At 74.9% G+C, this 21114-nt stretch carries 18 protein-coding genes; 8 read left to right on the plus strand and 10 right to left on the minus strand.

The genetic code is table 11. From position 1 onward, the window contains the following. Nucleotides 1-34: 34 nt before the first annotated feature. Nucleotides 35-1135, minus strand: coding sequence for an isopenicillin N synthase family dioxygenase (locus tag SM793_RS19745; RefSeq protein ID WP_320439538.1), 1101 nt, complete (start codon nt 1133-1135; stop codon nt 35-37). 409 nt (nt 1136-1544) lie between these two features. Here SM793_RS19745 and SM793_RS19750 point away from each other — a divergent pair, with 409 nt between their 5' ends. Continuing rightward, nucleotides 1545-1970, plus strand: a complete 426-nt coding sequence (locus SM793_RS19750) for an SgcJ/EcaC family oxidoreductase (protein WP_320439539.1) — start codon at nt 1545-1547, stop codon at nt 1968-1970. Nucleotides 1971-1975: 5 nt separating this feature from the next. Here the strand turns inward: SM793_RS19750 and SM793_RS19755 are convergent, their stop codons facing one another. The 3 genes from SM793_RS19755 to SM793_RS19765 all read right to left on the minus strand — a co-directional run bounded on the left by SM793_RS19755 (nt 1976) and on the right by SM793_RS19765 (nt 5767). Then, complete coding sequence (locus SM793_RS19755) at nt 1976-2995, minus strand: acetamidase/formamidase family protein (protein WP_320439540.1); 1020 nt, start codon at nt 2993-2995, stop codon at nt 1976-1978. Further along, a complete protein-coding gene (locus SM793_RS19760) occupies nt 2992-4521 on the minus strand; it encodes an APC family permease (protein ID WP_320439541.1) in 1530 nt (509 codons plus the stop codon). The genes SM793_RS19755 and SM793_RS19760 overlap by 4 nt, the downstream gene beginning before the upstream one ends. A gap of 130 nt (nt 4522-4651) precedes the next feature. Beyond that, nucleotides 4652-5767, minus strand: a complete 1116-nt coding sequence (locus tag SM793_RS19765; protein WP_320439542.1) for a substrate-binding domain-containing protein — start codon at nt 5765-5767, stop codon at nt 4652-4654. A 115-nt stretch (nt 5768-5882) separates the two neighbouring features. On the opposite strand from SM793_RS19765, the gene SM793_RS19770 reads away from it, so the two are divergent. Continuing rightward, nucleotides 5883-6386, plus strand: coding sequence for a MarR family winged helix-turn-helix transcriptional regulator (locus SM793_RS19770; protein WP_320439543.1), 504 nt, complete (start codon nt 5883-5885; stop codon nt 6384-6386). A 22-nt stretch (nt 6387-6408) separates the two neighbouring features. Here the strand turns inward: SM793_RS19770 and SM793_RS19775 are convergent, their stop codons facing one another. Further along, nucleotides 6409-7335, minus strand: a complete 927-nt coding sequence (locus SM793_RS19775; RefSeq protein WP_320439544.1) for an oxygenase MpaB family protein — start codon at nt 7333-7335, stop codon at nt 6409-6411. Between the two features lie 231 nt (nt 7336-7566). On the opposite strand from SM793_RS19775, the gene SM793_RS19780 reads away from it, so the two are divergent. Then, complete coding sequence (locus SM793_RS19780; protein WP_320439545.1) at nt 7567-7968, plus strand: YciI family protein; 402 nt, start codon at nt 7567-7569, stop codon at nt 7966-7968. Nucleotides 7969-8045: 77 nt separating this feature from the next. Here the strand turns inward: SM793_RS19780 and SM793_RS19785 are convergent, their stop codons facing one another. Together SM793_RS19785 and SM793_RS19790 are read right to left on the minus strand one after the other, a co-directional pair. Next, nucleotides 8046-8792, minus strand: coding sequence for a DinB family protein (locus tag SM793_RS19785; RefSeq protein ID WP_320439546.1), 747 nt, complete (start codon nt 8790-8792; stop codon nt 8046-8048). A gap of 67 nt (nt 8793-8859) precedes the next feature. Beyond that, nucleotides 8860-9321: a carboxymuconolactone decarboxylase family protein gene (locus SM793_RS19790; RefSeq protein ID WP_320439547.1), complete on the minus strand. Its 462-nt coding sequence runs from the start codon at nt 9319-9321 to the stop codon at nt 8860-8862. A gap of 185 nt (nt 9322-9506) precedes the next feature. Here SM793_RS19790 and SM793_RS19795 point away from each other — a divergent pair, with 185 nt between their 5' ends. Beyond that, the gene (locus SM793_RS19795; protein WP_320439548.1) at nt 9507-12662 is read left to right on the plus strand and encodes an AfsR/SARP family transcriptional regulator; all 3156 of its coding nucleotides are present in this window, start codon (nt 9507-9509) and stop codon (nt 12660-12662) included. Nucleotides 12663-12755: 93 nt separating this feature from the next. Here the strand turns inward: SM793_RS19795 and SM793_RS19800 are convergent, their stop codons facing one another. Then, complete coding sequence (locus SM793_RS19800; RefSeq protein ID WP_320439549.1) at nt 12756-15101, minus strand: serine/threonine-protein kinase; 2346 nt, start codon at nt 15099-15101, stop codon at nt 12756-12758. 359 nt (nt 15102-15460) lie between these two features. Between SM793_RS19800 and SM793_RS19805 the strand changes: the two genes are divergently transcribed. Together SM793_RS19805 and SM793_RS19810 are read left to right on the plus strand one after the other, a co-directional pair. Continuing rightward, nucleotides 15461-16153 (plus strand): HAD family hydrolase, encoded by a 693-nt coding sequence (locus tag SM793_RS19805; protein ID WP_320439550.1) that lies wholly within the window; start codon nt 15461-15463, stop codon nt 16151-16153. A gap of 88 nt (nt 16154-16241) precedes the next feature. Further along, the gene (locus SM793_RS19810) at nt 16242-16691 is read left to right on the plus strand and encodes an NUDIX domain-containing protein (protein WP_320439551.1); all 450 of its coding nucleotides are present in this window, start codon (nt 16242-16244) and stop codon (nt 16689-16691) included. An 86-nt stretch (nt 16692-16777) separates the two neighbouring features. On the opposite strand, the gene SM793_RS19815 is transcribed toward SM793_RS19810, so the two are convergent. After that, a complete protein-coding gene (locus tag SM793_RS19815) occupies nt 16778-17287 on the minus strand; it encodes a GNAT family N-acetyltransferase (RefSeq protein WP_320439552.1) in 510 nt (169 codons plus the stop codon). A 99-nt stretch (nt 17288-17386) separates the two neighbouring features. Continuing rightward, on the minus strand, nt 17387-17773 hold the full coding sequence (locus SM793_RS19820) for a nuclear transport factor 2 family protein (protein WP_320439553.1): 387 nt from the start codon (nt 17771-17773) through the stop codon (nt 17387-17389). Between the two features lie 397 nt (nt 17774-18170). Between SM793_RS19820 and SM793_RS19825 the strand changes: the two genes are divergently transcribed. Together SM793_RS19825 and SM793_RS19830 are read left to right on the plus strand one after the other, a co-directional pair. Then, nucleotides 18171-18929 carry a hypothetical protein gene (locus tag SM793_RS19825; RefSeq protein ID WP_320439554.1) on the plus strand — a complete coding sequence of 253 codons (759 nt, stop codon included), beginning with the start codon at nt 18171-18173 and terminating at the stop codon, nt 18927-18929. A gap of 29 nt (nt 18930-18958) precedes the next feature. Further along, nucleotides 18959-21028: a DNA polymerase Y family protein gene (locus tag SM793_RS19830; RefSeq protein ID WP_320439555.1), complete on the plus strand. Its 2070-nt coding sequence runs from the start codon at nt 18959-18961 to the stop codon at nt 21026-21028. The last annotated feature ends 86 nt before the right edge of the window (nt 21029-21114 follow it).

Consider the following 21114-nt stretch of genomic DNA (forward strand, 5'->3'; position numbering starts at 1 on the left):
CCGAGGACGGACCGAGGTCGGAAGGGGCCCGGGATCAGGCGGCGAGGTCGGGGTGGTGGCGGCGGGTGACCTCGGGGTGGGCGCGGGTGTAGCCCTTCCACTCGTTGAAGCCGAAGTCGGCGTAGAGCGGGTTGGCCGGGTCCTGGGTGGCGCCGGGGGCGTGGTGGGCGAGCGGGAAGTCCAGCGGCTCGATGTGGGCGTCCAGGCGCGGGTTGTAGAAGAACGGGACGGAATAGCGCTCGCGGGCGCCGGGCGGGCTGACCACGCGGTGGCTGGTGGCCTTCAGATAGCCGTCGGTGGCGACTTCCAGCAGTTCGCCGAGGTTGACCACGAAGGCGCCCGGCATCGGCGGGACGTCCAGGAAGGAGCCGTCGGCGCGCTGCACCTGGAGGCCGCCCACGGTGTCCTGGAGGAGCAGGGTGATGAAGCCGTAGTCCTTGTGGGCGCCGACGCCCTGGCCGGCGCCGTCCGGGGCGGTGCCCGGGTAGCGGACCAGCTTGAGCCGCAGGTGCGGGTGGCCGGCGAAGGCGTAGTCGTAGAACTCCGGCCGGGCGCCGATCGCGCTGAGGAGTTCGTGCAGCAGCGTGCGGGCGACGGCGCCGAGCCGGTCGATCCAGTTCAGGGCGGCCTCGCGCAGTTCCGGCAGGGCCGTCGGCCACTGGTTGGGGCCCTCCAGCCACCAGTAGGCGGGCTCACCCGGGCCGGGGACGTGCGGGGGCAGCTCGGCGCCGATGTCGAGCTGGTCGCGCCAGTCCTGGCTGCCGCCGGTGCGCTCGTCGCCGGTGCGGGTGTAACCGCGGTAGTGCGGCGAGTTGAGGTTGGCGACGGCGAGCCGGTCGGTCTCGGGGAGGGTGAAGAAGGCCCGCATGGCGTCGGTGAGGGCGTCCGTCTCGGCCGGGGTGACCCCGTGGCCGACGAGCTGGAAGAAGCCGACACCGGTGGCGGCGGCCCGGAGCGCGTCGTGCAGCCGGGTGCGGTCCGCCGGGCTGCCATGGGCGAGCGAGAGGTCGATCACCGGGAGGGCGTCGCCGGTGGCCGAGGAGGCGGCCGAGGAGGCAGCCGGGGAGGCGGCCGAAGAGGTGACCGGAGAGCTGGCCGAGGTGGTGGTGGTGGTGGTGGAGTGCTGCTGCGACATGGATGACATCCGCTGGGTCTCGTCCCGGCCGGCTCCGGTGGTGACCGGGAATGCCGGGGGCGCGCCTGGTGCGGCGGATGTGCCCCGGGGCCGGGAGGGGGGACGCGGCCGGTGGGGCCGCGCTGAGGGTGGGGTGCGAGGTTCAGCTGGAGCGTCGACAGGACATGCTGGTCACGCGGAGCAGGTCCACGTGGCGACGGCGAACGAGTATGGGCACGTCACCAGCCTAGATCAACCGTTCGGGTGGTGGCGCTGGGGGAGGCTTTCATGGCATGGGCATGCCGAGATGGTCCTCCCGCCGTGCCGCCCCGGCAAGGGGTCGGGTGCCGGGAATCCCGCCGCCGGACCCTTTCCTCCTGTCCCGGTGGGGCTTGACCTCAAGCGAGCTTGAAGTTCCATGATTGTCCGCATGACCAACGCACTCATGAACGCCGGTTCCGTCGAGGCCGAGATCGCCGCCATCCAGCAGGTTGTCGCCACCGTCCAGCACGCTCAGGTCAACGAACTCCCGGAGGTGTTCATCGACCTCTTCCGGGCCGACGCGATCTGGACCACCGGGCACGGCAAGGTCCTCCTCGGCCGGGACGCGATCGCCGAGTTCACCCGCGAGGTGCTCCCCGGGGCCTTCGCCGGCACCGGCCGGACCGCGAGCTACGAGGTGGCGCACGTGTTCTTCGTCCGCCCCGACGTCGCCGCCGTCAAGGTCCGCCAGCGGTACCTCGACGCCGCCGGCGAGCAGGTCGGCGACGAGGGCAGCCCGCTGTACGTGATGGCCAAGGAGGACGGCCGCTGGCTGCTGACGGCCAATCAGAACACCCTGGTGGCCGCAGGGTAGCGAGGCTACCGGTGGCGGAGGTAGGAGGCCGCGGTAGCGCGGAGCCGGTCGTGCAGTCCGTCGTACGCCCGGGTGCGGCCCAGCAGTGACTTGGGCAGCTTGGCGGCCATGGTGTAGTTGGTGTCGCACACATTGGCCGCCGGGGCCAGGCCGGCCTGGCTGACCAGCTGGTAGGCGTCCAGGGTGTCCAGGCCGAGCAACTCCCCGGTCCAGCCGACGAGATCGTGCTGGCTGATCCGGAAGGCGTCCTCCAGCGGCCGGGCCGAACCGGTGGAGATCAGATAGCGGTCGTCCTCCAGCCGGGGCCAGGCGGGCCCGCCGCCCTTGACGAGGTCGACCACCACCGTGGTGCGCATCGCCGTCTCGACCGCCGTTCCGCACACCTCGCCCTCGCCCTGGCGGGCGTGGCCGTCGCCGACGGCGAGCAGGCCGCCGGGCACGTTGACCCGGAAGTAGGCGGTGGCGCCGGCCCGCATCTCGGGGGTGTCGAGGTTGCCGCCGTGCGCGCCGGGCGTGATCGACATCAGGGTCTCGCCGCCGGCCGGGGCGACCCCGACCGTGCCGTGCATCGGGTCGAGCGGCAGGTCCGCGGTGAAGTCGCCGACCCGGGCCCGGAACCGGCAGATCCCGGCCGCCCGGTCCAGCTCGTACACCCAGACCCGCTCCTCCAGCGGGGCGTGCAGCATCGCGGTGCTGTGGGTCGCGGTGAGCGCGCCGAAGTGCGGGAAGGTGCTGGAGATCCCCCAGTCCCGGGCCGGGGTGATCTCCACGAAGTGCACCGCGAGGGTGTCGCCGGGCTCGGCACCGGCGACGGCGATCGGTCCGGTGACCGGGTTGAGGTAGGGGAACTCGCAGACCTCGCTCGGCAGGTCGCCGATGCCGCGGACCCGGCCGCCGAAGCAGTCCTCGGTGGTCAACTCGACGATCGTGCCCGGGCGGACGGTCACCAGCGGGGCGCGTCCGCCGAAGGTGTAGGCGTACTCGTCGGGGGTCGGGGAGAGCGTGACGACGTCGGGCAGGCTCACTGGTTCTCCTTGCTGAGGGGCGAGGCGGCGGAGGGCGAGTCGAGGGAAGGGGAGTCGGCGGAGGGCGAGTCGGGGGAGGGCGAGTCGGCCGACGGCTGGTCGGTGGCGACCGCCGTCAGGTTCGGCCGGCGGCCGGAGAGCATCAGTCCGGCCAGGACCAGCCCGCCGATCGCCAGCCAGACGAAGCCGAGCCGCTGGGCGGCGATGTCCGCGTTCACGACCACGTACGCCAGGATGGCGAATCCGGCGGCCGGGGCGAGGAGATGGCGCCACCAGTCCCGGCTGCGCCGCCGTACCAGGTAGTGCACCACCACGGACACGTGCAGGACCAGGAAGGTGGTCAGCGCGCCGAAGTTCACCAGCGTGGACAGCAGGGTGATGCCGTCCTCACGCGAGGCCGTCCAGAGGCCGAGGACGAGCGAGACGCCCGCCGTCAGCAGGGTGGCGTTCACCGGGACGCGGCGGCTCGGGTGGATCTTGGCGAGGAAGGCGGGCAGCTGCCGGTCCCGGGCCATCGCGTACAGCAGCCGGGAGGTGGCGGCCTGGGCGACCAGGGAGTTGGCGAAGCCCCAGGCGACGGCGGTGGCGGCGGCCGTCACGGTGGCGAGCCAGCCGCCGGCGGCGACGCGGGCGGCGTCGTAGAAGGCGGTGCCGTCCGGATCGCCGTCGGCGATCAGCGCGTTCGGGTCCGGGACGAGCAGGGAGGCGATCCAGGTCTGGGCGATGAACAGCGAACCGGCGAGCAGCAGGGCGGCGATCATCGAGCGGCCGATGGCCCGGGTGGAGTCCCGGTTCTCCTCGGAGAGGGTGGAGATCCCGTCGAAGCCGAGGAAGCTCAGCACCGCGACCGAGACCGCCCCGAACACCAGACTCCAGGAGAAGGTCTGCGAGTTGTAGACGGGGGTGAAGTCGAAGCCCCGGCCCTTGCCGGCGGCCAGCGCCGCCAGGCCGAAGCCGATGAAGACCAGTAGCACCAGCAGCTCGCCCACCAGCATGACCTTGTTGACCTTCGAGGTCATCTCGACGCCCAGGTAGTTGACGGCGGTGTTGAGCAGCACGAAGCCGACCAGCCACAGCCAGACCGGGACGGCCGGCGCCAGGGAGTTCATCGCCACACCGGCGATCAGGTACAGCAGGCCGGGGACGAGGACGTAGTCCAGCAGGATCATCCAGCCGGCCAGGAAGCCGACCGGCGCCGCGATGCCGCGCCCGGCGTAGGTGTACACCGAGCCGGCCATCGGGAAGGCCCGCGACATCTGGGCGTAGGAGAGGGCGGTGAACATCATCGCCACCATCCCGAGCCCGTAGGCCAGGGCGACCATGCCGCCCGAGCCCTGGAAGACGCTGCCGAAGATGCCGAAGGGGGCGATCGGCACCATGAAGACCAGGCCGTAGACCAGCAGGTCGGTGAAGCGCAGGGAGCGGCGCAGCTCCTGCCGGTAGCCGTAGCTCTCGATGCCGGCGGGGCCGGGTCGGTCGGACGGGCCGGAGGGCGGGCCGGCGGGCGGGGCGGGTGCTTCGGACATGGGGGGCTCGCTTCCGTGACGACCCGGGGTGGTGGTGGGAGACACTAGAGGCAGTTATTTCCAAATGGAAGGGTTTTGCGGGAGGCCGCCGGGGAGGCCGCCGGGCGGCTCCGCCGGGGGACTCCGCCGTTCACGGCAGGACCGTGAACCCCAGCCCCTCCGCCCGCGCCAGGTGCACCCCTTCCCGGGGCGGTCCCAGCGGAGCCCGCGCCCACGCCCGCCGCATCGCCGGGCCCTCCCCGCGCAGCAGGCGCGCAGCCGCCCGCGCGAGCCCCCCGTCCGCGACCAGCTCCCCGCGCGCCGCCAGTGCCGCCACCAGGTGCAGCCCGTCGTAGAGGCCCACCGCGTAGGCGTCCAGCACCGGCGCGTACGGGCCGAACACCGCCCGGTGCCGCTCGGCCAGCCGCACCCGCCGCTCCTCCCCGAGGCTCGCGAACGACGGCATCGCGGCGTACAGGGTGCCGGTGGTGTCCCCGCCGTAGGCGAGCAGGCTGTTCTCCTCCAGCGCGCCGGACAGCCGCACCAGCCGCCGGTCCAGGCCGGTGCGGCGCAGTGCCCGGTTGAACCGCACCAGGTCGGCGCCGATCAGGCTCAGCAGCAGCGCGTCCGCCCGCAGCGTCCGCAGCGCGTCCACCAGCGGCTCCAGCGCCCGTTCGGTGGTCCCGAACGGCAGGTGCCGCTCCAGCACCACCCGCGCCCCGGACCGGGCCACCGCCGCCCCGGCCGCCCGGTGCACGGCGCGGGGCCAGATGTAGTCGTTGCCGACCAGCGCCCACCGGCGCAGCCGGTGCTGCCCGGTGAGCCGTTCGACCACCCCGGCCAGTTGGCGGGCCGGCTCCGCCCCGGTGCAGACGACGCCCGGCAGCCGCGTCCCGCCCTCGTGCGGCGGGGTGAACACGTACGCCGCCCGCCCGGTGGTCACCGCCTCCACGGCCCGGTGCACATCACTGGAATGGCAGCCCGCCACCGTGTCCACCGCCCCGGCGTCCAGCAGCAGCGCCACCTCCCGGGCCACCGCGTCCGGCGGGCCGCCGCCGTCGACCAGCACCAGTTCCAGCGGCCGCCCGCGCACGCCGCCGCCGGCGTTCACCTCGTGCGCGGCCAGCAGCGCGCCGTCCAGGGCCGAGGGCCCGGTCAGGCCGAGCGGGCCGGACTGCGGCACGACCAGGCCCACCCTCAGCGCCGGTGCCTCGCGGGGGAGGTACAGCGCGTCGAGTGGCTCCAGCAGCTTCACGTCGGCGCCCATGGCTTGCGAGTATCGTCATGGCAGCCGGTCCGGCCAAGCGGGCGCGGGCGGGCGGCTCCCGGGGAGGTCCGAGGGGACCGGCCACGGGGCGGACGACGGGGAGAGCGAGACGGCCATGACACCACCGGCAACCCCCGGCACCCCGATCCCGGGCACCGTCCCGACCGGAGGTGCCGCCCCGACCCCGGGCACCGTCCCGAGCGGGGGCGCCGCCGCCGTCGGCGAGCCGCTGCTGATCGAACTCCTCACCCTCGCCCAGCGCCGACTGGCCCGCGACCTGGCCGCCCGCCTGGAGGCCGAGGGCTGCACGCTGGACCAGTGGCGGGTCATGCGCTGCCTCACCGACGACGCCGGCCGCTCGATGGGCGACCTCGCCCAGGCGCTGCTCATCCCGCAGGCCAGCCTCAGCCGCATCGTCGACGCCCTCACCGAGGCCGGCCTCGCCTACCGCCGGCAGGACGAGCAGGACCGCCGCCGGATCACCGCCCACCTCTCCCGGCGCGGCCTGGTCCGCCTGGAACGCCTCGACGCCCTCGCCGCCGCCCACGACGCGGCCGTCCGTACCGCCTGCGGCACCACCGACCCGGGCCGCCTGCTGCGCCACCTCACCGAGGTCTGACCGGCCCGGCCCGGCGGACGTGTCAGGGCGTGTCCGGCCGGGGTCCCTTTCCGTCCGCCGGTGCGTGCGGGAAGGGGCAGCCGCTGGAGGGCGGCTGGTCCGCGAAGGTGCCCAGTTCGCTGATCCGATAGCCGTACGGGTACCCGGGGTAGCTGCGGACCTGCCGGCTGTCCCGGCCCAGGTGCGGTCGGCGGCGCGGCGGGAGCAGGCGGACGAAGCGGCCCCGCAGCCGCATCCCCGCCCGCACGGCGCGCCGCAGCGGCGCCGACGGGGCCGGGTAGCCGAAGGCCGCGCGCAGCGGGTCGTCGAGCAGGCAGAGCGAGGACAGCCGCATGGAGGGCCGCAGCGGCGCCGGGTACCAGGAGGCCATCAGGCCGAGCGTCGAGTCGGAGACCGCCCGGCCGCCCTCGTCGAAGGCGAAGTGCTCGCGCTCGTAGTCGTCGAGCAGCCGCTCGAACTCCTCGTAGGTCTCCGGGAGGTCGGCCAGCCCCATGTGCCGACCCAGCTCGCGGTAGTAGTTGACGCTCGCCCGGATCTCGTGCGGGGAGAGCCGCCGCCAGCCGTAGTCGTCCATCCAGCGCTTGGGCGTTACCACGAAAGTGGACAGCACGTAGCGGTAGTCGGCGTCGGATATGTCGTACCGGCGGTGCATCCCGTTCATCCGGCGGATCGCCTCGCGGCCCTCCGAGGAGTCGAAACCGTGCTCGATCACCGCCTCCAGGATCAGCACCGTGTCGTCGTAGCGCTTCTGCGTGCGCCGGGTGAACTCGCCGGTCCCGGCCAGCAGCCGGCCGATGCTGGGCACCGCGTAGGTGCGGTAGAGCGCGAAGCTGAGCGATTGGGTGTAGTCCCACGGGAACTCGTACCAGCTGCTGATCCGGTAGATCTCGGTGAACTCGGTCTCCGGGTCCATCTGCTGAATCTTCTTCAGCCAGTCGTATCGCTGCACGGGCCCCGACCCTAGGGTCCTGGTCAGGGCCGGGTCAACGGCGCCCCCGCCGGTCGTGTCGGTCGTGCCGGTCGTGCGGTCGTGTCGGTCCCGCCGGGGTCGTCGGGGGCCGCGAAAGAATTTTCCCGGAATTCCGGTCGGCGATGTCGAGACCGTGCGGCCGGCTCCGACCCCTCGGTGCAGGCCCGCCAGGTACTCGGTGCGGGCCCATCACGAACGAGGAGCGCGACCATGAAGTACATGCTGCTGATGCAGTTCAGCAAGAACGACGTCGACTTCCCGAAGGTCGAGGACTGGCCGCTGGAGGATGTCCGGGTCCACGTCCAGTACATGCGGGACCTGAACGCGGAACTGGCCGGTACCGGCGAACTCGTCGACGCCCAGGGCCTGGACATGCCGGAGACCGCCAGGATCGTCCGCGCCCAGGGCGGCGGCGTGCCGGTGGTGACCGACGGGCCGTTCGCGGAGAGCAAGGAGTGGGTGGCCGGCTGGTGGATCGTGGACTGCGGTACTCAGCAGCGGGCGATCGAGGTCGCGGCCAAGGTCTCGGCCGCCCCCGGGCCGGAGGGGAAGCCGCTCGGCATGCCGGTCGAGGTGCGCCGGATCATGTCGGAGCCGCCCGTCGAGGTGTGAGCGCCGAGGCGTGAACACAGCCCGGCCGGGCCCGCTCACGGGAGTGGCGGGCCCGGCCGGACCGCGTGGCCCGGGCGTCAGGGGCGCCCCGCAATCCCGTCCGCCGCAATCCCGTCCGACGCCGCTCCGTCCGCCGCAACCCCGTCCGCCGCCGTCCGGGCGGCCCGCTCGACCCGGGCCCGGTGGGCGGCCCACCAGGTTTCGTCGCCCGGGGCCGTGTTCTCGCCGCCCCGGCGCTGCCCGGTCGCGCCGTCGACCAGCTCCCGCACGATGTCGGCGTGCCCGGCGTGCCGCTGGGTCTCGGCGGTCATGTGGACGAGGCCGTGGTGCAGCGTCACCGCACTGCGGTCGCCCCACGGCACCCGGCCGACGGCGTCCAGCGGCAGCGCGGCGATGGTCTCGTCCGCGTGCGCGCAGGCCGCGCGGTACTGTCCGACGATCAGCTCCCGGCTCTCCTCCGGGGTCGCCCAGAAGTCCGCGTTCGGTTCGGCGTCCCCGGTGATCCACGGCCGGGGGGCCTCGAAGGGCCGACCGAAGGTCTCTCCGAAGTAGAGGGCCTCCGCCGCCGTCGCGTGCTTGACCAGCCCCAGCAGATTGGTCCCGGTCGGTGTCAGCGGGCGGCGGACGTCGTACTCGGACAGCCCTTCGAGCTTCCACAGCAGGGCGTCCCTGGCGTCCTGCAGATAGGTCCGCAGATCCTTCTTGAACGCCGCCGGTCCGGAGGACGTCCCGGGACGGTCGGTGTCGGTGTCGGTGTCAGTTCCGGTGCTGGTGTCGGTTCCGGCGGCGTTCTCGGTCGCGCTCTCGGTCATGGTCTCGGTCATGGCGGCCAGTCTTCCGTCGCCGCCCGGTCCGTTCACCGGATTTTCCGGCTGTGGGACCGGGCCGCCCTCACTGCGCCGCGACGGGCAGCAGGCCGCGCTCGCCGAAGACCTTCTTGGCGACGAACGTGGCGTTCAGGGCCTTCGGGAAGCCGCAGTAGGCGGCGGAGTGCAGCAGTACCTCGGTGATCTCGGCGGGTGTGAGGCCGACATTGAGGGCGGCGTTGAGGTGGACCTCCAACTGCGGCTCGCAACCGCCGAGCGCGGTGAGCATGCCCAGGGTCACCAACTGCCGGTCGCGGGGCTTCAGCCCGGGGCGGCTGTAGATCTCGCCGAAGCCCCAGGCGACGATCTGGTGGGCGAGTTCGGGGTGCACGTCGGCGAGCGCGTCGACCACCCGTTGCCCGGCCTCGCCGTCGACGGCGGTGAGGACGGCCAGTCCCCGCTCGAACCGCTCCTCCCTGGTGCCGCCGGTCCCGGTGCTGCTGTCGGCGCTGTTGCCGTTCGTGCTGTCGGTGCTGTCGGTGCTCATGGGGGTCTCCGTTCCCTGGTGGTCCTCGGTGCGCGGTGCTGCCGACCGTACGACTTGGAGTGCACTCAAGGTCAACCATCTCCGCCACCGCGGCGGGCCGGCGGCTTCCGCGGATCCGATCAGGACGAATGCGGACGGTTATCATGCGGACGGGGGAGTCGTTCCGGTGCGGGGGGAGTCGGTCGGTGGGCCAGGACGGATGGTCCGGCGGGCTGAGGTTCGAGGTGCTCGGGCCGGTGCGCGCGCTGCGGGACGGGGAGGAACTGCCGCTCGGTTCGCCACAGCAGCAGGGTCTGCTGCTGTCCCTGCTGTTCCGGTCGGGCCGGCAGGTGTCGGGCGGCCAGTTGATCGACGACCTGTGGGGCGACGAGCCGCCGGCCAGCGCCCACGGCGTCATCCGGACATATGTGCACCGGCTGCGCCGGGTCCTCGGGCCGGACGTGCTGACCTCGCTCGGCGGCGGCTACCTGCTCGTCGCCGACCACGACGGCCTCGACACCGCCCGGTGCGAGACCCTGGTGTCCCGGGCGCGGATGCTGCGCGCCGACGGGCGGCCCGCCGAGGCCGCCACCGCCCTGCGGGCGGCGCTGGCGCTCTGGCGGGGCGAACCGATGTCGGGGGTGCCCGGGGCCTATGTGCGGCGCCGGCGCCGGGAGTGGGAGGAACGGCGGCTCGCCGTCCTGGAAGCACGCCTGGAGGCCGAGGCGGAGGCCGGGGCCGGGCGTGGGACCGTGGGCGGCCGCTGGACCGGGTCGGTGGCCGAACTGACGGCCCTGGTCGAGGAGCACCCGCTGCGCGAGCGCCTCTCCGAACTGCTGATGCTCGCGCTGTACCGCTCCGGCCGGCAGGCGGACGCGCTGGAGGCGTACCGCGCGGCGGACCGCCGGCTGCGCACCGAGCTGGGCGTCGCGCCCGGCCCGGGTCTGCGCGAGCTGCACGGGCGGATCCTCGCGGCGGACCGGACGCTCACGGTACCCGCCGCCCGGCCGGTCGCGCCGACGCCCCCGGGCCCGGCCACCGGGCCGGCCGAGGCGGACCCGGCCGCTCTGCTCGTCCCCGACCAACTCCCGGCGGCGGTGGCCGATTTCACCGGGCGGGAAGCGGAGTCCGAAGCGCTGCGGGCCGCCCTTCGGGAGCCGGGCTGCGTGCCCGTGGCGGCGGTCGCGGGCATGGGCGGGGTCGGCAAGACCGCGCTCGCCGTGCAGGTGGCGCACGACCTCGCCGGGGAGTTCCCGGACGGCCGGCTCCACCTCGACCTGCACGGCACCGACGGCCGCCCGACCCGGCCCGAGGAGGCGTTGGCGGTCTTCCTGCGCTCGTTCGGCGTGGTCGGCGGGGCGATCCCGACGAGCCTGGCCGAACGCGCCGCCCGCTACCGCTCGTTGCTTTCCGGGCGGCGGGTCCTGGTGCTGCTCGACAACGCGCGCGACGCGGAACAGGTCCGTCCGCTGCTGCCCGGCAGCCCGGGCTGCGCCGTCCTGGTCACCGGCCGGACCCGGATCGGGGCGCTGCCCAACGCCCGCTTCACCGAACTGGCGGTCCTGTCCGCCGACGAGGCCGTCACCCTGCTGACCCGGACGGTGGGCGGCGAGCGGGTCGCGGCCGAACCCGAGTCGGCCTGCGAACTCGTCCGGCTCTGCGGGCAGTTGCCGCTCGCGGTGCGGATCCTCGCGGCCCGCCTGGCCTGCCGGCCGGGCTGGAGCATCGCCCGACTGGTGGAGCAACTCGGCGGCGACCGCTACCGCTTGGACGCGCTGCGCGCCGGGGATCTCGCCGTGGAGTCCTCGTTCCGGTTCGGCTTCGACCAGCTGGACGCCGAACAGGCGCGCGCCTTCCGGCTGTTGGCGGTGCCGGAGGTGCCGGACCTGTCGGCCGGGGAGGTGGCCGCGGTGCTGGACCGGCCGACGGCCGTCGCCGAGGAGCTCGCCGAGTCCCTGGTGGACTGTTCGATGCTGGAGGTCACGGCGAACCCGGACCGCTACCGCTACCACGATCTGCTGCGGGCGTTCGCCCAGCGGCTCGGTCACGGGGGCGGCCCGGTGTCCGGGGACGGGCGGAGCGGCGGTGACGGCGCGGGGGCGCAGGCGCAGGCACAGACGGAGGGGACCGCTGCGGAGGCGGAGGCGGAGCGGGTGGGCGTGCTGACCCGGCTGGTGGACCACCACCACGCGAGGGTGACGGCCGCCCCCGACGCTCCTCCGGCCCGCGCCGGGGGCCGCGCGGCCGTCGGCGGGGACTACGTGGCCGTCGGCGCGCTGGTGAGCCAGTGCGCGAAGCTGCCGCGCCCGGTCGCCGGGGCGGCGCCCGCGCTCGACCGCCTCGCCGAACTCCTCCTGGGCGTCTGCCTGTCGGCGGAATCCGGCCGCGCCACCCGGCCGCTCGGACACGCCGCCAACGCCCTCCTGTGCTCGGCCCTGGAGCAGGGTGACCGCACCGCCGAGGCCCGGGCCAGGCTGGTGCTCGGCCGGTTGCTGACCGAGGTCGGCTCCGCGTCCTCGGCGCTCTCCGAGCTGCTCCGGGCCCGCGACCTGTGCACCGCGCACGGGCTGCCGGAGCCGTTGCTCGCTCTCGCGCACGGCTCGCTCGCGGCCTGCTTCGTCCAGCTCGGCCGCGCGGAGGAGGCGGTGGCCGGCTTCTCGGCGGCGGTCGCCGTCCGGGAGCGGTCCGGGGACCGGCGGGCGCTGGCCGCCGAACTGCTCGACCTGGCCGGGGCGTTCGCCCGGCAGGGGCGCTACGACGCGGCGGGCCGGGTGATCGACCAGTCATTGCTGGTCAGTCACGAACTGGCCGACCACGCGTTGGAGGCCCGGGCCCGGGAGGCGCTGGGATCGATCGCCCACGACCTGGGCCGGCACGACGGGGCGGTCTCCCACCGGCGGGCCGCGCTCGCCCTGACCGACCCGGCCGACCACCGGCGCACCGGCCGGATCCTGCTGCGGCTGGTCGAGTCGCTGCGCGCGGCCGGGCGTGCCCCGGAGGCGGTCGAGGCGGCTGAACGCGCGCTCGAGGCGCTGACCCTCGACGGCGACCACCGGGGCCGCGGCCTGGCCCTGGCCGCTCTCGGCGACGCGCTGGCCGGCGGTCCGGCGGCCACCGACTCCCCAGGAGCGGCCGGCTCCCCGGCCGCGGCCGGGGATCGGGTGTCGGCCGGCAAGCGGATGTCGGCCGACGATCCGGGGTCGGCCGACGTCCGGGCGCGGGCCCGGGCCTGCTGGGCCGAGGCGCACGACATCCTGGCCCCGATCGGCTCGCCCGAGGCCGAACGCCTGGTGCCCCTGCTCGGCCAGGACCACCCGACCGGGCTGCCCCGACGGCGCTGGCCCTCCTGGCTCCCGGCCTGAGCCGTCGGGCCAGGAGCGGGAAGCCAGGAGCGGGAAGCCAGGAGCGGGAAGCCAGGAGCGCGAAGTCAGAAGGACCGGCGCCGCCAGAGGCTGTCAGGCCGCGGTGACCGTCCAGATCTGGTCGGCGGAGGCCACACAGGAACGGAGCGTGGCGGGCGTGTTCGGACCGGCGGCGGACAGGCAGCGCAGCGCGTCCCCCCGGACACCCAGCAGATAGCCGCCGGACACCGGGAGGAACGTCCAGGCCTGGTTCGTCCGGTCGGGCACCGACTGCCACAGCCTGGTCTGGGAACGGCTCTCCTCCAGGTCCAGGACCCTGCTGTACTGGCTGGCGGCGTTGGAAAGGGAGTACCCGCCTCCGGCCCGCGTGATCAACTGCCACACGCCGCCGGGGCCGCCGTCGTCCGGAGCCACCACCACCGGGTTGCCGTCCCGGTCGAGGGACCCCTGGTCGTAGAGCACGGACCCGGCGTTGGACACCCGGGCGCGCGCGGGCAGCGGGCCGCCCGGCTGGGTCGGCGGCTTGATCGGCGGATCGGTCGGGATGGTCCCGGGCGGCGGCGGCGAGGGCGGGCCCGCGGTGTACGGCGGCGGTGTGTACGGCGCCGGCGGCGTGTACACCGGGGCGGGCGGCAACGAGGAGGTCGCGTACACCGGGGGGACGGTCCGGCGCGGTGCGGCGGTGTACGCCGGGTCGCCCGGCGGCGGGGCGGCCGTGTAGACGGGGTCGGACGGTGTCGACGGCCGCTCGGGCGGGTTCGTGGTGGCGGCACCGGGTGCGCCCGGTCCGCCCGCGGAGCCCGGGGCCTGGGGGGCGGCGGGGCTGCCGGACGCTCGGGGGGCCGTCGCGCCGGAGGCGTTCGGCGCGGGGTCCAGGCCCGCGGAACCGCCCGTGGAACCGCCCGTCGACCCGGTCGCCGGGCCCCCGGCGCCGCCGACAGCTCCGACACCCGTCCCGCCGACAGCTCCCGCCCCGGCCCCGGCCCCGGTCTCGGCGAGCGGGGCGCCCGGCGTCCCGGGCGGGAGGGAGGCGGCGGGCGAGGCGGACGGGGACGGCGAGGCCGTGCCCGGGTCGGTCCCCGGCCCGGCCGAGGCCGCCGGCGGCAGGTCCGCCCGGGCGGGGTCGCCGGCCGATCCGGCGGCGGCCCCCGCGACGACGCCGGCCCGCTTCCCGTCCGGGTGCAGCACGACGGCCGTGCCGGCGGTGACGGCGCAGCACAGTACGGCCGCGCCCACCACGAGCAGGGTCCGGCGGCGGCTGCCGAAGAGCGCGGCCCGCCATCCGGCCGCGCGCCCCGGCGGGGCGACGGTCTCGACCAGGAGCAGTTCGCGCGCCGCGGTCCCGAGCGGATGGGACCCCGTCCCGGCCAGGAGCGACCCGGTGCCGATCGACCCGGCGGGGTCGAGCACCACCCGGCCGAGCGTCGTCGTTCCGGTTCCCCTGCCGGTCCCCCTACCGGTTCCCGCCCGGGCACCCGTTCCTGTTCCCGTTCCCGTGGCTCGGAGTACCGCCGCCGCTCCGGCCAGTGCTCCGGCCGCCGCGCCGCCCAGGGTTCCGGTGGGCGGCGGACCCGCGACCGGCTCCCCGGCCAGTGCCGCCCGGACGGCGGAGGCCATCGCGTCGGCGTTCGGCCAGCGCAGGGCGGGGTCCTTCGCCATGGCCCCCTCGACCACGGCCCGGACCGGGGCCGGGACGTCCGCCGGCAGCGGCGGCACCGGGTCGGTCAGGTGCTTGAGGATCAGTTCGAGGGCGGTCTCGCCCTCGAACGGCAGCCGCCCGGTCAGGCACTCGTAGAGGACGACCCCGAGCGCGTACAGGTCCGCGGAGGCGGTGACCGTGCCGGTGGAGGCCTGTTCCGGGGCCTGGTAGGCGGCGGTGCCGAGCACCATCCCGGGCACGGTGAGCCGGGCGTCGCAGCCGGGCCGGGCGATGCCGAAGTCGGTGATGACCACATGGCCGTCCCGGACCATCAGGTTGGCCGGCTTGATGTCCCGGTGGACGATGCCGGCCTCGTGCGCCGCCTGCAGCGCGGCCAGTACCTCCAGCGCCAGGCCCAGGGTCTCCAGGACGGTCAGCGGGCCGCGCCGCTCCAGTACCGTGCTGAGCGGCTCGCCGGTGATCAGTTCCATGACCAGGTAGGCGACCGGGCGGGTGGAGGGAGCCGTCGGCGCGCCCCAGGACGGCACGTCGTCGGCCGTCCGGCCGGGGCCGAAGTCGTGCACGCCGACGATGCCGGGGTGCCGCAACCGGGCCATCACCCGGGCCTCGTCGTGGAACCGCTCCGCGAAGCCGGGTTCGTCCAGCAGTGCGGGCTTCAGGACCTTGACAGCCACCCGGCGGTCGAGCACCTGGTCCTCGGCGAGCCAGACATCGCCCATCGAGCCACCGCCGAGCCATTCGCCCAGCCGGTAGCGGTCACCGAGTGTGGTGCCACGCATGATTCTCCTCGACCTCGTTCTGTCGTCGCGTCCGCCGCCAGGTGGCCCCGGGTCGGGCCTCGGTCGCGCCGACCGACCCTGCCAGTCGGGACTAAACACCGACTTGGCGTGGGCACCGAAAGCTCCCTTCCGGATACCCCGACGGTCCGTCAACCCCTCCGTGGACGGACGGTGGCCACTCTATGCGCGGGGTACTGTCGACATGTCACCAGGGCGAGGCCCCGGGCGGGCACGGGCGGCCTCCGGGGACATCCGGGCGCCTCCGGCGGGCTTCCGGTGGACCGGAAAAATCCGAGGCGGGCGGCCGCGGTTCCGATTAGGGTCGCGGACGACCGGTCAGGTGATCCTCGGGGGCTTCGATGCAGCGCAACGGGCAGGTACTCGTCTTCGACGCGGACGACACGCTGTGGGAGAACAACGTGCTGTTCGAGCGCGTCATCCACGACTACCTGGACTGGCTCCGGCACCCCACGCTCGACCGGGCCGGGCTGCGGGCCGTGCTCGACGACGTCCAGCGGGCCAACGCCGTCACCCACGGCTACGGCAGCCGGATGCTGCTGCGCAGCCTCGGCGACTGCGTCGAGAAGCTGCGCGGCAGGCCCGCCACCGGCCAGGAGCTCGCCGAGATCGAGGAGCTGGCCGCCGTCCTGGCCGACCACCGGGTGGAGCTCATCCCGGACGTCGCCGAGACCCTCGCCGTCCTCGGCGGCCGGCACACCCTGCTGATGCTGACCAAGGGCAACCCGGAGGAGCAGCGGCGCAAGATCGACGCCTCCCGGCTGGCGCACCACTTCCGGGCGATCGAGATCGTCGAGGAGAAGGACACCGCGACCTACCGGGGCTTCGTGGCGGCGCACGGTCTCACCCCCGCCGGCAGCTGGATGATCGGCAACTCGCCGAAGTCGGACATCCTGCCGGCGCGGGCCGCGGGCATGAACGCCGTCTTCATCCCCAACGACCACACCTGGGTGCTCGAGCACAGCGAGCTGGACCCGGCCGACGAGGCGGTGCTGCACCTGCGTGCCTTCCGCGAGCTGCTCGACCACTTCTGAGCAGGCAGAGCTGCTTTCGACTGTTCTCGGCCGCTCTCGGCCGCTCTCAACTGCTTCCGCCCGAGTCCGACACCGGAGGAACCACCGTATGAACCCCGCCCCGACCGGACGCCCCGCCGAACGGGCGCTCACCGCCCCCACGGTGTCCTGCGTCTTCGTCTGCCACGACGGCAACGGCCGCGTCCTGCTGGCCCGGCGCAGCGCCGGCGCCCGGGACGAGCCGGGTACCTGGGACACCGGGGCGGGGGCGCTGGAGCACGGCGAGTCCTTCGAGTCGGCCGTGCGGCGCGAGGTCCTGGAGGAGTACGGCACCGAGGCCCTGGCGATCGAGACCCTGGGTGTGCGCAACATCCTGCGCGGCGACCCGGTCTCGCACTGGGTCGCGGTCCTGTTCGCCGTCGAGGTGGACCCCGCGCGGGTCGTCATCGGGGAGCCGCACAAGTTCGACGCCCTCGACTGGTTCGCCCCGGACGACCTGCCCGAGCCCCGGCACTCCCAACTCGCGGAGACCCTCGCCCACTTCGCGGCCGCCCACTGAACGCAGGCCGCCGGACGGAGGCCGGGCCGGCCGCGTCGTAGCGGCCGCGATGAGGGATGTCCCGTTCCGCCGAGGTTCGAGCCGTCTCAGTGACCTCCGACGACTGCCACCGAGGCCCTCACGGACCCGTTCCACTTTGTGGCGGCCGGCTCCGAGGGGATGATCTCGTAGCGCACGAGCTCGGCGGTCGTGCTCGTCCGGACGAAGCCGGCCTTGGTGAGCACGCGGCCCGAGGCGGGATTTCCGACGCGGTGCTCGGCGGTGATCCGCCGGACCGTGGTGCCGGTCAGCAGGAGACGCACGGCGGCGGTGGCGTAGCCGTGGCCCCAGGCGTCCTCGCGCAGGATGTAGGCGAGGTGGCCGGTGCTGCCGGTGCTCCGGAGCCGGACGATGCCGAGCAGGTCACCGTCCAGGTCGATGCCGAGCACGTGCAGGGTGCGGGGGTGTCTCCGGCTGCTGTCGGCGGCTTCGCGCACGTAGTCGCGGGCCTGGGCGGAGGTCATCTGTCCGAACCACAGGTCGGCGACCGCTCGGCCGGTGTAGACGCGGCGGACGGCGTCGGTGTCGTGACCGGTCAGCTCGCGCAGTGTCAGCATGTCGCGTCCTTGTCGTGATCCGGCCCGGCCCGGTCCGGGCGTGGGGGGACGCAGGTGCCCGCTGCCGGTCGCGGCAGCGGGCACCCGGGGCCTGGTCGGCTAGCCGAGGAGGAGGCGGAAGATCTGGTTGTAGATGAAGTAGCCGCCGGACTGGCCCGGGATCGGGGCCAGGGTGAAAGCCTGGGTGAACTGCAGCGGCCTGTCGAAGGCGTTGTCGAGGACGAGGCTGCCGGTGACGAGGACCACGACGCTGTTGTTCGCGCCGGGCTGCGAGTCCACCGAGGTGACCCGGTGCTTGACGACCTTCAGCTCGGGCTTCTTGAGCTGGTCGAGGATGCCGTTCGCGCCCTGGGACTGGCTGCCCTCCCAGGTGAGCATCGACTCCGGCCGGTAGAGGCTCGCGAGGTGGTCCCGCGCGGCGTAGTCGTCGAAGGATCCGAAGTAGTGGCTCACGAAGGCCTGAGCGATGCCGTTGAAGTCTGCCATGAGCGGAAAGTAGCAGCGCGACCACGTTCGGCGCCTGCGAATCCGAATATGTTCGACCCATCCGGTTACGGGCCCGGGCGTTGCGGCCGGCCGGACCCCACCGAACCCGGCATCTTCTCGGTGCGGCCCCGGGTGTCCCGCCGTCGTCGAGGTGTGAGCGCCGACGCGTGCCCTCGCCCGCAGTAGGAAACCGGACGTTGCACACTCGGCGCTCCGCGCCTCGGCCGCGTCCTCGGTGAGCTTGTTCTCGGCGTGGGGCGACGGGAGTTCGGCGGCGCGGACGGGGGCGGCCGGCCTGTTCCAGTGGCAGCCGTCCCGAGCCGGGCACACGGAGGGTGACGGGTGGGGCGAGGATTCGGACTTGAATCTTTACGAACAGATGTTCGATCCTGGGGGTGTGCCCGTTATCGAATCTGTTTTCGAATCCACCGTCGAGCGTCAGCCCGCGCTCCGACCGGTGGCGTCGCCGGCCGCCCCCGGCCGGGGGCTGCTGCCGGTGGTCCCCGCCCTGCGCGGGGTGCTGCCGGAGGGCGGGCTGAGGCGGGGGACGGCGGTGTCGGTGGCCGACGGGGACGCGGGGCTGCTGCTGGCGCTGGCCGCCGGGGTGCGGGAGACCGACGGCGGATGGGCGGCGGCGGTCGGGCTGCCCGACCTCGGACTGGCCGCCGCCGCCGGGTACGGGCTGGACCTGCGACGGCTGCTGGTGGCCGACGATCCCGGCCCGCACTGGGCCGAGGTGGTGTCGGTGCTGGCGGGCGCCGTCGAACTGGTCATGCTGCGCCCGGACGGCCCGGTCCCGCCGAACCTGGCCGCCCGCCTGGCCGCCGTACTGCGGCGCAGCGGCTGTGTGCTGCTGGTGGCCGGGCCGTGGCCGGGGGCCGGACTGCGGCTGGGGGTGCGGGCCGGACGCTGGTTCGGGCTGGGGAACGGGCACGGGCAGCTCACCGGACGGCAGGTGGAGGTGGTGGCCGAGGGGCGCGGCTCGGCGGTGCGCGGGCGGGCGGCCAGGCTCTGGCTGCCGGACGCGCACGGTGCGGTGCGGACCGTGGAGGAGACGGTCGGCGCCGGGACGGTGGACGTGGTGGGGGCGGACGTGGTGGGGGAGGACGCGGTGGCGGGGCCCGGGACGGGTCTCGACCGTATGGCGGTGGTCTGAGATGAGTGGTCCGAGATGAGTGGTGCGAGTTGACCGGCGGAGAGGTCGCCGGCTCCCCCGGGACGAGTGGCGCGGCGAGTGGCGCGGTCACCCCCCGGGTGCTGGTGGTGTGGTGTCCGGACTGGCCGGTGGCGGCCGTGGAACGTCCGGGGGAGGACCGGGACGTCCCGGTGGCGGTGGTCGAGGGCGGCCGGGTGCTGGCCTGTTCGGCGGCGGCCCGGGCGGCCGGGGTGCGGCAGGGGCAGCGGCTCAAGCTGGCCCAGCGGCTCTGCCCGGCGCTGGAACTGCGGGACCGGGACCCGGAGGCGGAAGCCCGGCGGTTCGAACCGGTGGCCGCCGCGGTGGAGTCGTTCACCCCTCGGGTGGAGGTGCTGCGCCCGGGGCTGTGCGCGATCCCGGTGAAGGGGCCGGCCCGCTACTTCGGCGGGGAGGAGGCCCTGGCGGCGAAGGTCCGGGCGGCGGTCACGGCTGCCCTGGCGGTGTCGGCGGTGTCGGCGGCGGCGGTCGCGGAGGACGTGACGGCGGCGGTCGTCGGGCCCCAGGAGCAGCCGGCGGACGCGGAGGCGGCGGCTGTCGCGGGTGCGGCGAGGGACCGTGGCGGTGACGGGGACGGCCTGGCCGAGGTCGTTCCCCTGCGTCCCACCGCCCCCGCGCACCCCGCCGATGCCGAGCGGGCCGGGGCCCGGCGGCGGACGGCCGGCGCGGAGGAGCTGTTCTCCGCCGCGCCGCCCGCCCGGGACGGCGCCCGGGGCGGTTTCGCGCGCCCGCCCGTCTATCCGTCGGCGCCTCCCTCCGGACCGGCGCCCGGAGTACCCGGAGTACCCGGAGTACCTGGAGCGCCTGGAGTACCCGGAGCGCCTGCGGCTCCTGCGGTCGTGCCGCCCCTCGGCCTGGTCGGGGTGGCCGACGGCCTGTTCGCCGCCGTGCTCGCCGCCCGGGCCGGGGTGCTGGTCCCCGCCGGGCGGACGGCGGAGTTCCTCGCGCCCTACCCGGTGGCCGCGCTCGGTGACGCCGGGCTGGCCGAACTGCTGGACCGGCTGGGCCTGCCCACGGTCGGGGCGTTCGCCGCGCTGCCCGCCGAGTCGGTGGCCGACCGCTTCGGCCCGGCCGGTGCGACGGCGCACCGGCTGGCCCGGGGGCTGCAACCGCGCCCGCTGGTGCCGCGTACCGAGGGCCCGGACCTCTCCGTCGAGCAGCGCTTCGATCCGCCGGAGCCGCTCGCCGAACCACTGGTGTTCGTCGCCCGGACCCTGGCCGAGCGGCTGCATCAGCGGCTCGCCGGGGCGGGGCTGACCTGCCAGCGGGTCGCCGTCGAGGTGGTGTGCGCGGACGGCCGGACGGTCGCCCGGCTGTGGCGGCACGAGGGCCGGCTCTCGGCGACGGCGCTCGCCGAACGGGTCCGCTGGCAGCTCCAGGCCTGGCAGAGCACCGGCACGTTCGACCGCCCCGGGAAGAGTCGCCCCGGGGAGGGCCACCCCGGTGCGGACCACTCCGGTGCGGACCACCCCGGCGCGGGCCCCGAGCCGGGCGGCTTCACCGCGCTGCGCCTCGTCCCCGACGACCTCACCCCCGACCAGGGCCGCCAACTCGCCCTCTGGGGCCAGGCGGTGGCCGACGACCGGGTGGAGCGTGCGGTGGCCCGGGTGCAGGCGGTGCTCGGGCATGCCGGACTGCGCCGGATCGAACCGGCCGGCGGACGGGGACCGGACGACCAGGCGGTCCGGGTGCCGTGGGGCGAGCCGTACGACCCGGCGGTGCCCGCCGACGCGCCGTGGCCGGGCCGGGTCGGCGGGCTGCGGGACGTCTGGCCGTCCGTCGTGCACCGGGTCCCGGTGCCGGCGACGGTCCTGGACGCGGACGGGCGGCCGGTGACGGTGGACGGCCGGGCGGGGGTGTCGGCCCGGCCGTCCACCGTGGCGGTGCGCGGGCGGGAGCTGCCGGTGGAGGGCTGGACCGGGCCCTGGCCGGCGGTCGAGTACTGGTGGGACCAGGCCCGGGCCCGCCGCCGGGCCCGCTTCCAGGTGACGGTGGCGGGCGGGCGGGCGCTGCTGCTCACGGTGGAGGGGGGCACCTGGTTCGTCGAGGCTGGGTACGACTGAGGGCCCGGACGACCCGGGCGGGGGCGGCGCGGACGACACGGCCGTCCGAGCGGGGGGACTGGAGAACGAACGAGAGATCGAAGGCA

The sequence above is a fragment of the Kitasatospora purpeofusca genome (genome assembly GCF_034043715.1).
In the GTDB taxonomy this organism is placed as follows: domain Bacteria; phylum Actinomycetota; class Actinomycetes; order Streptomycetales; family Streptomycetaceae; genus Kitasatospora; species Kitasatospora purpeofusca_A.

Excerpts from the sequence above, each read along its gene's own strand:
- SM793_RS19745 (WP_320439538.1), bottom strand. The coding sequence starts at position 1,135 with ATGTCGCAGCAGCACTCCACCACCACCACCACCACCTCGGCCAGCTCT.
- SM793_RS19750 (WP_320439539.1), top strand. The coding sequence starts at position 1,545 with ATGACCAACGCACTCATGAACGCCGGTTCCGTCGAGGCCGAGATCGCC.
- SM793_RS19760 (WP_320439541.1), bottom strand. The coding sequence starts at position 4,521 with ATGTCCGAAGCACCCGCCCCGCCCGCCGGCCCGCCCTCCGGCCCGTCC.
- SM793_RS19765 (WP_320439542.1), bottom strand. The coding sequence starts at position 5,767 with ATGGGCGCCGACGTGAAGCTGCTGGAGCCACTCGACGCGCTGTACCTC.
- SM793_RS19770 (WP_320439543.1), top strand. The coding sequence starts at position 5,883 with ATGACACCACCGGCAACCCCCGGCACCCCGATCCCGGGCACCGTCCCG.
- SM793_RS19780 (WP_320439545.1), top strand. The coding sequence starts at position 7,567 with ATGAAGTACATGCTGCTGATGCAGTTCAGCAAGAACGACGTCGACTTC.
- SM793_RS19785 (WP_320439546.1), bottom strand. The coding sequence starts at position 8,792 with ATGACCGAGACCATGACCGAGAGCGCGACCGAGAACGCCGCCGGAACC.
- SM793_RS19790 (WP_320439547.1), bottom strand. The coding sequence starts at position 9,321 with ATGAGCACCGACAGCACCGACAGCACGAACGGCAACAGCGCCGACAGC.
- SM793_RS19800 (WP_320439549.1), bottom strand. The coding sequence starts at position 15,101 with ATGCGTGGCACCACACTCGGTGACCGCTACCGGCTGGGCGAATGGCTC.
- SM793_RS19805 (WP_320439550.1), top strand. The coding sequence starts at position 15,461 with ATGCAGCGCAACGGGCAGGTACTCGTCTTCGACGCGGACGACACGCTG.
- SM793_RS19810 (WP_320439551.1), top strand. The coding sequence starts at position 16,242 with ATGAACCCCGCCCCGACCGGACGCCCCGCCGAACGGGCGCTCACCGCC.
- SM793_RS19815 (WP_320439552.1), bottom strand. The coding sequence starts at position 17,287 with ATGCTGACACTGCGCGAGCTGACCGGTCACGACACCGACGCCGTCCGC.
- SM793_RS19820 (WP_320439553.1), bottom strand. The coding sequence starts at position 17,773 with ATGGCAGACTTCAACGGCATCGCTCAGGCCTTCGTGAGCCACTACTTC.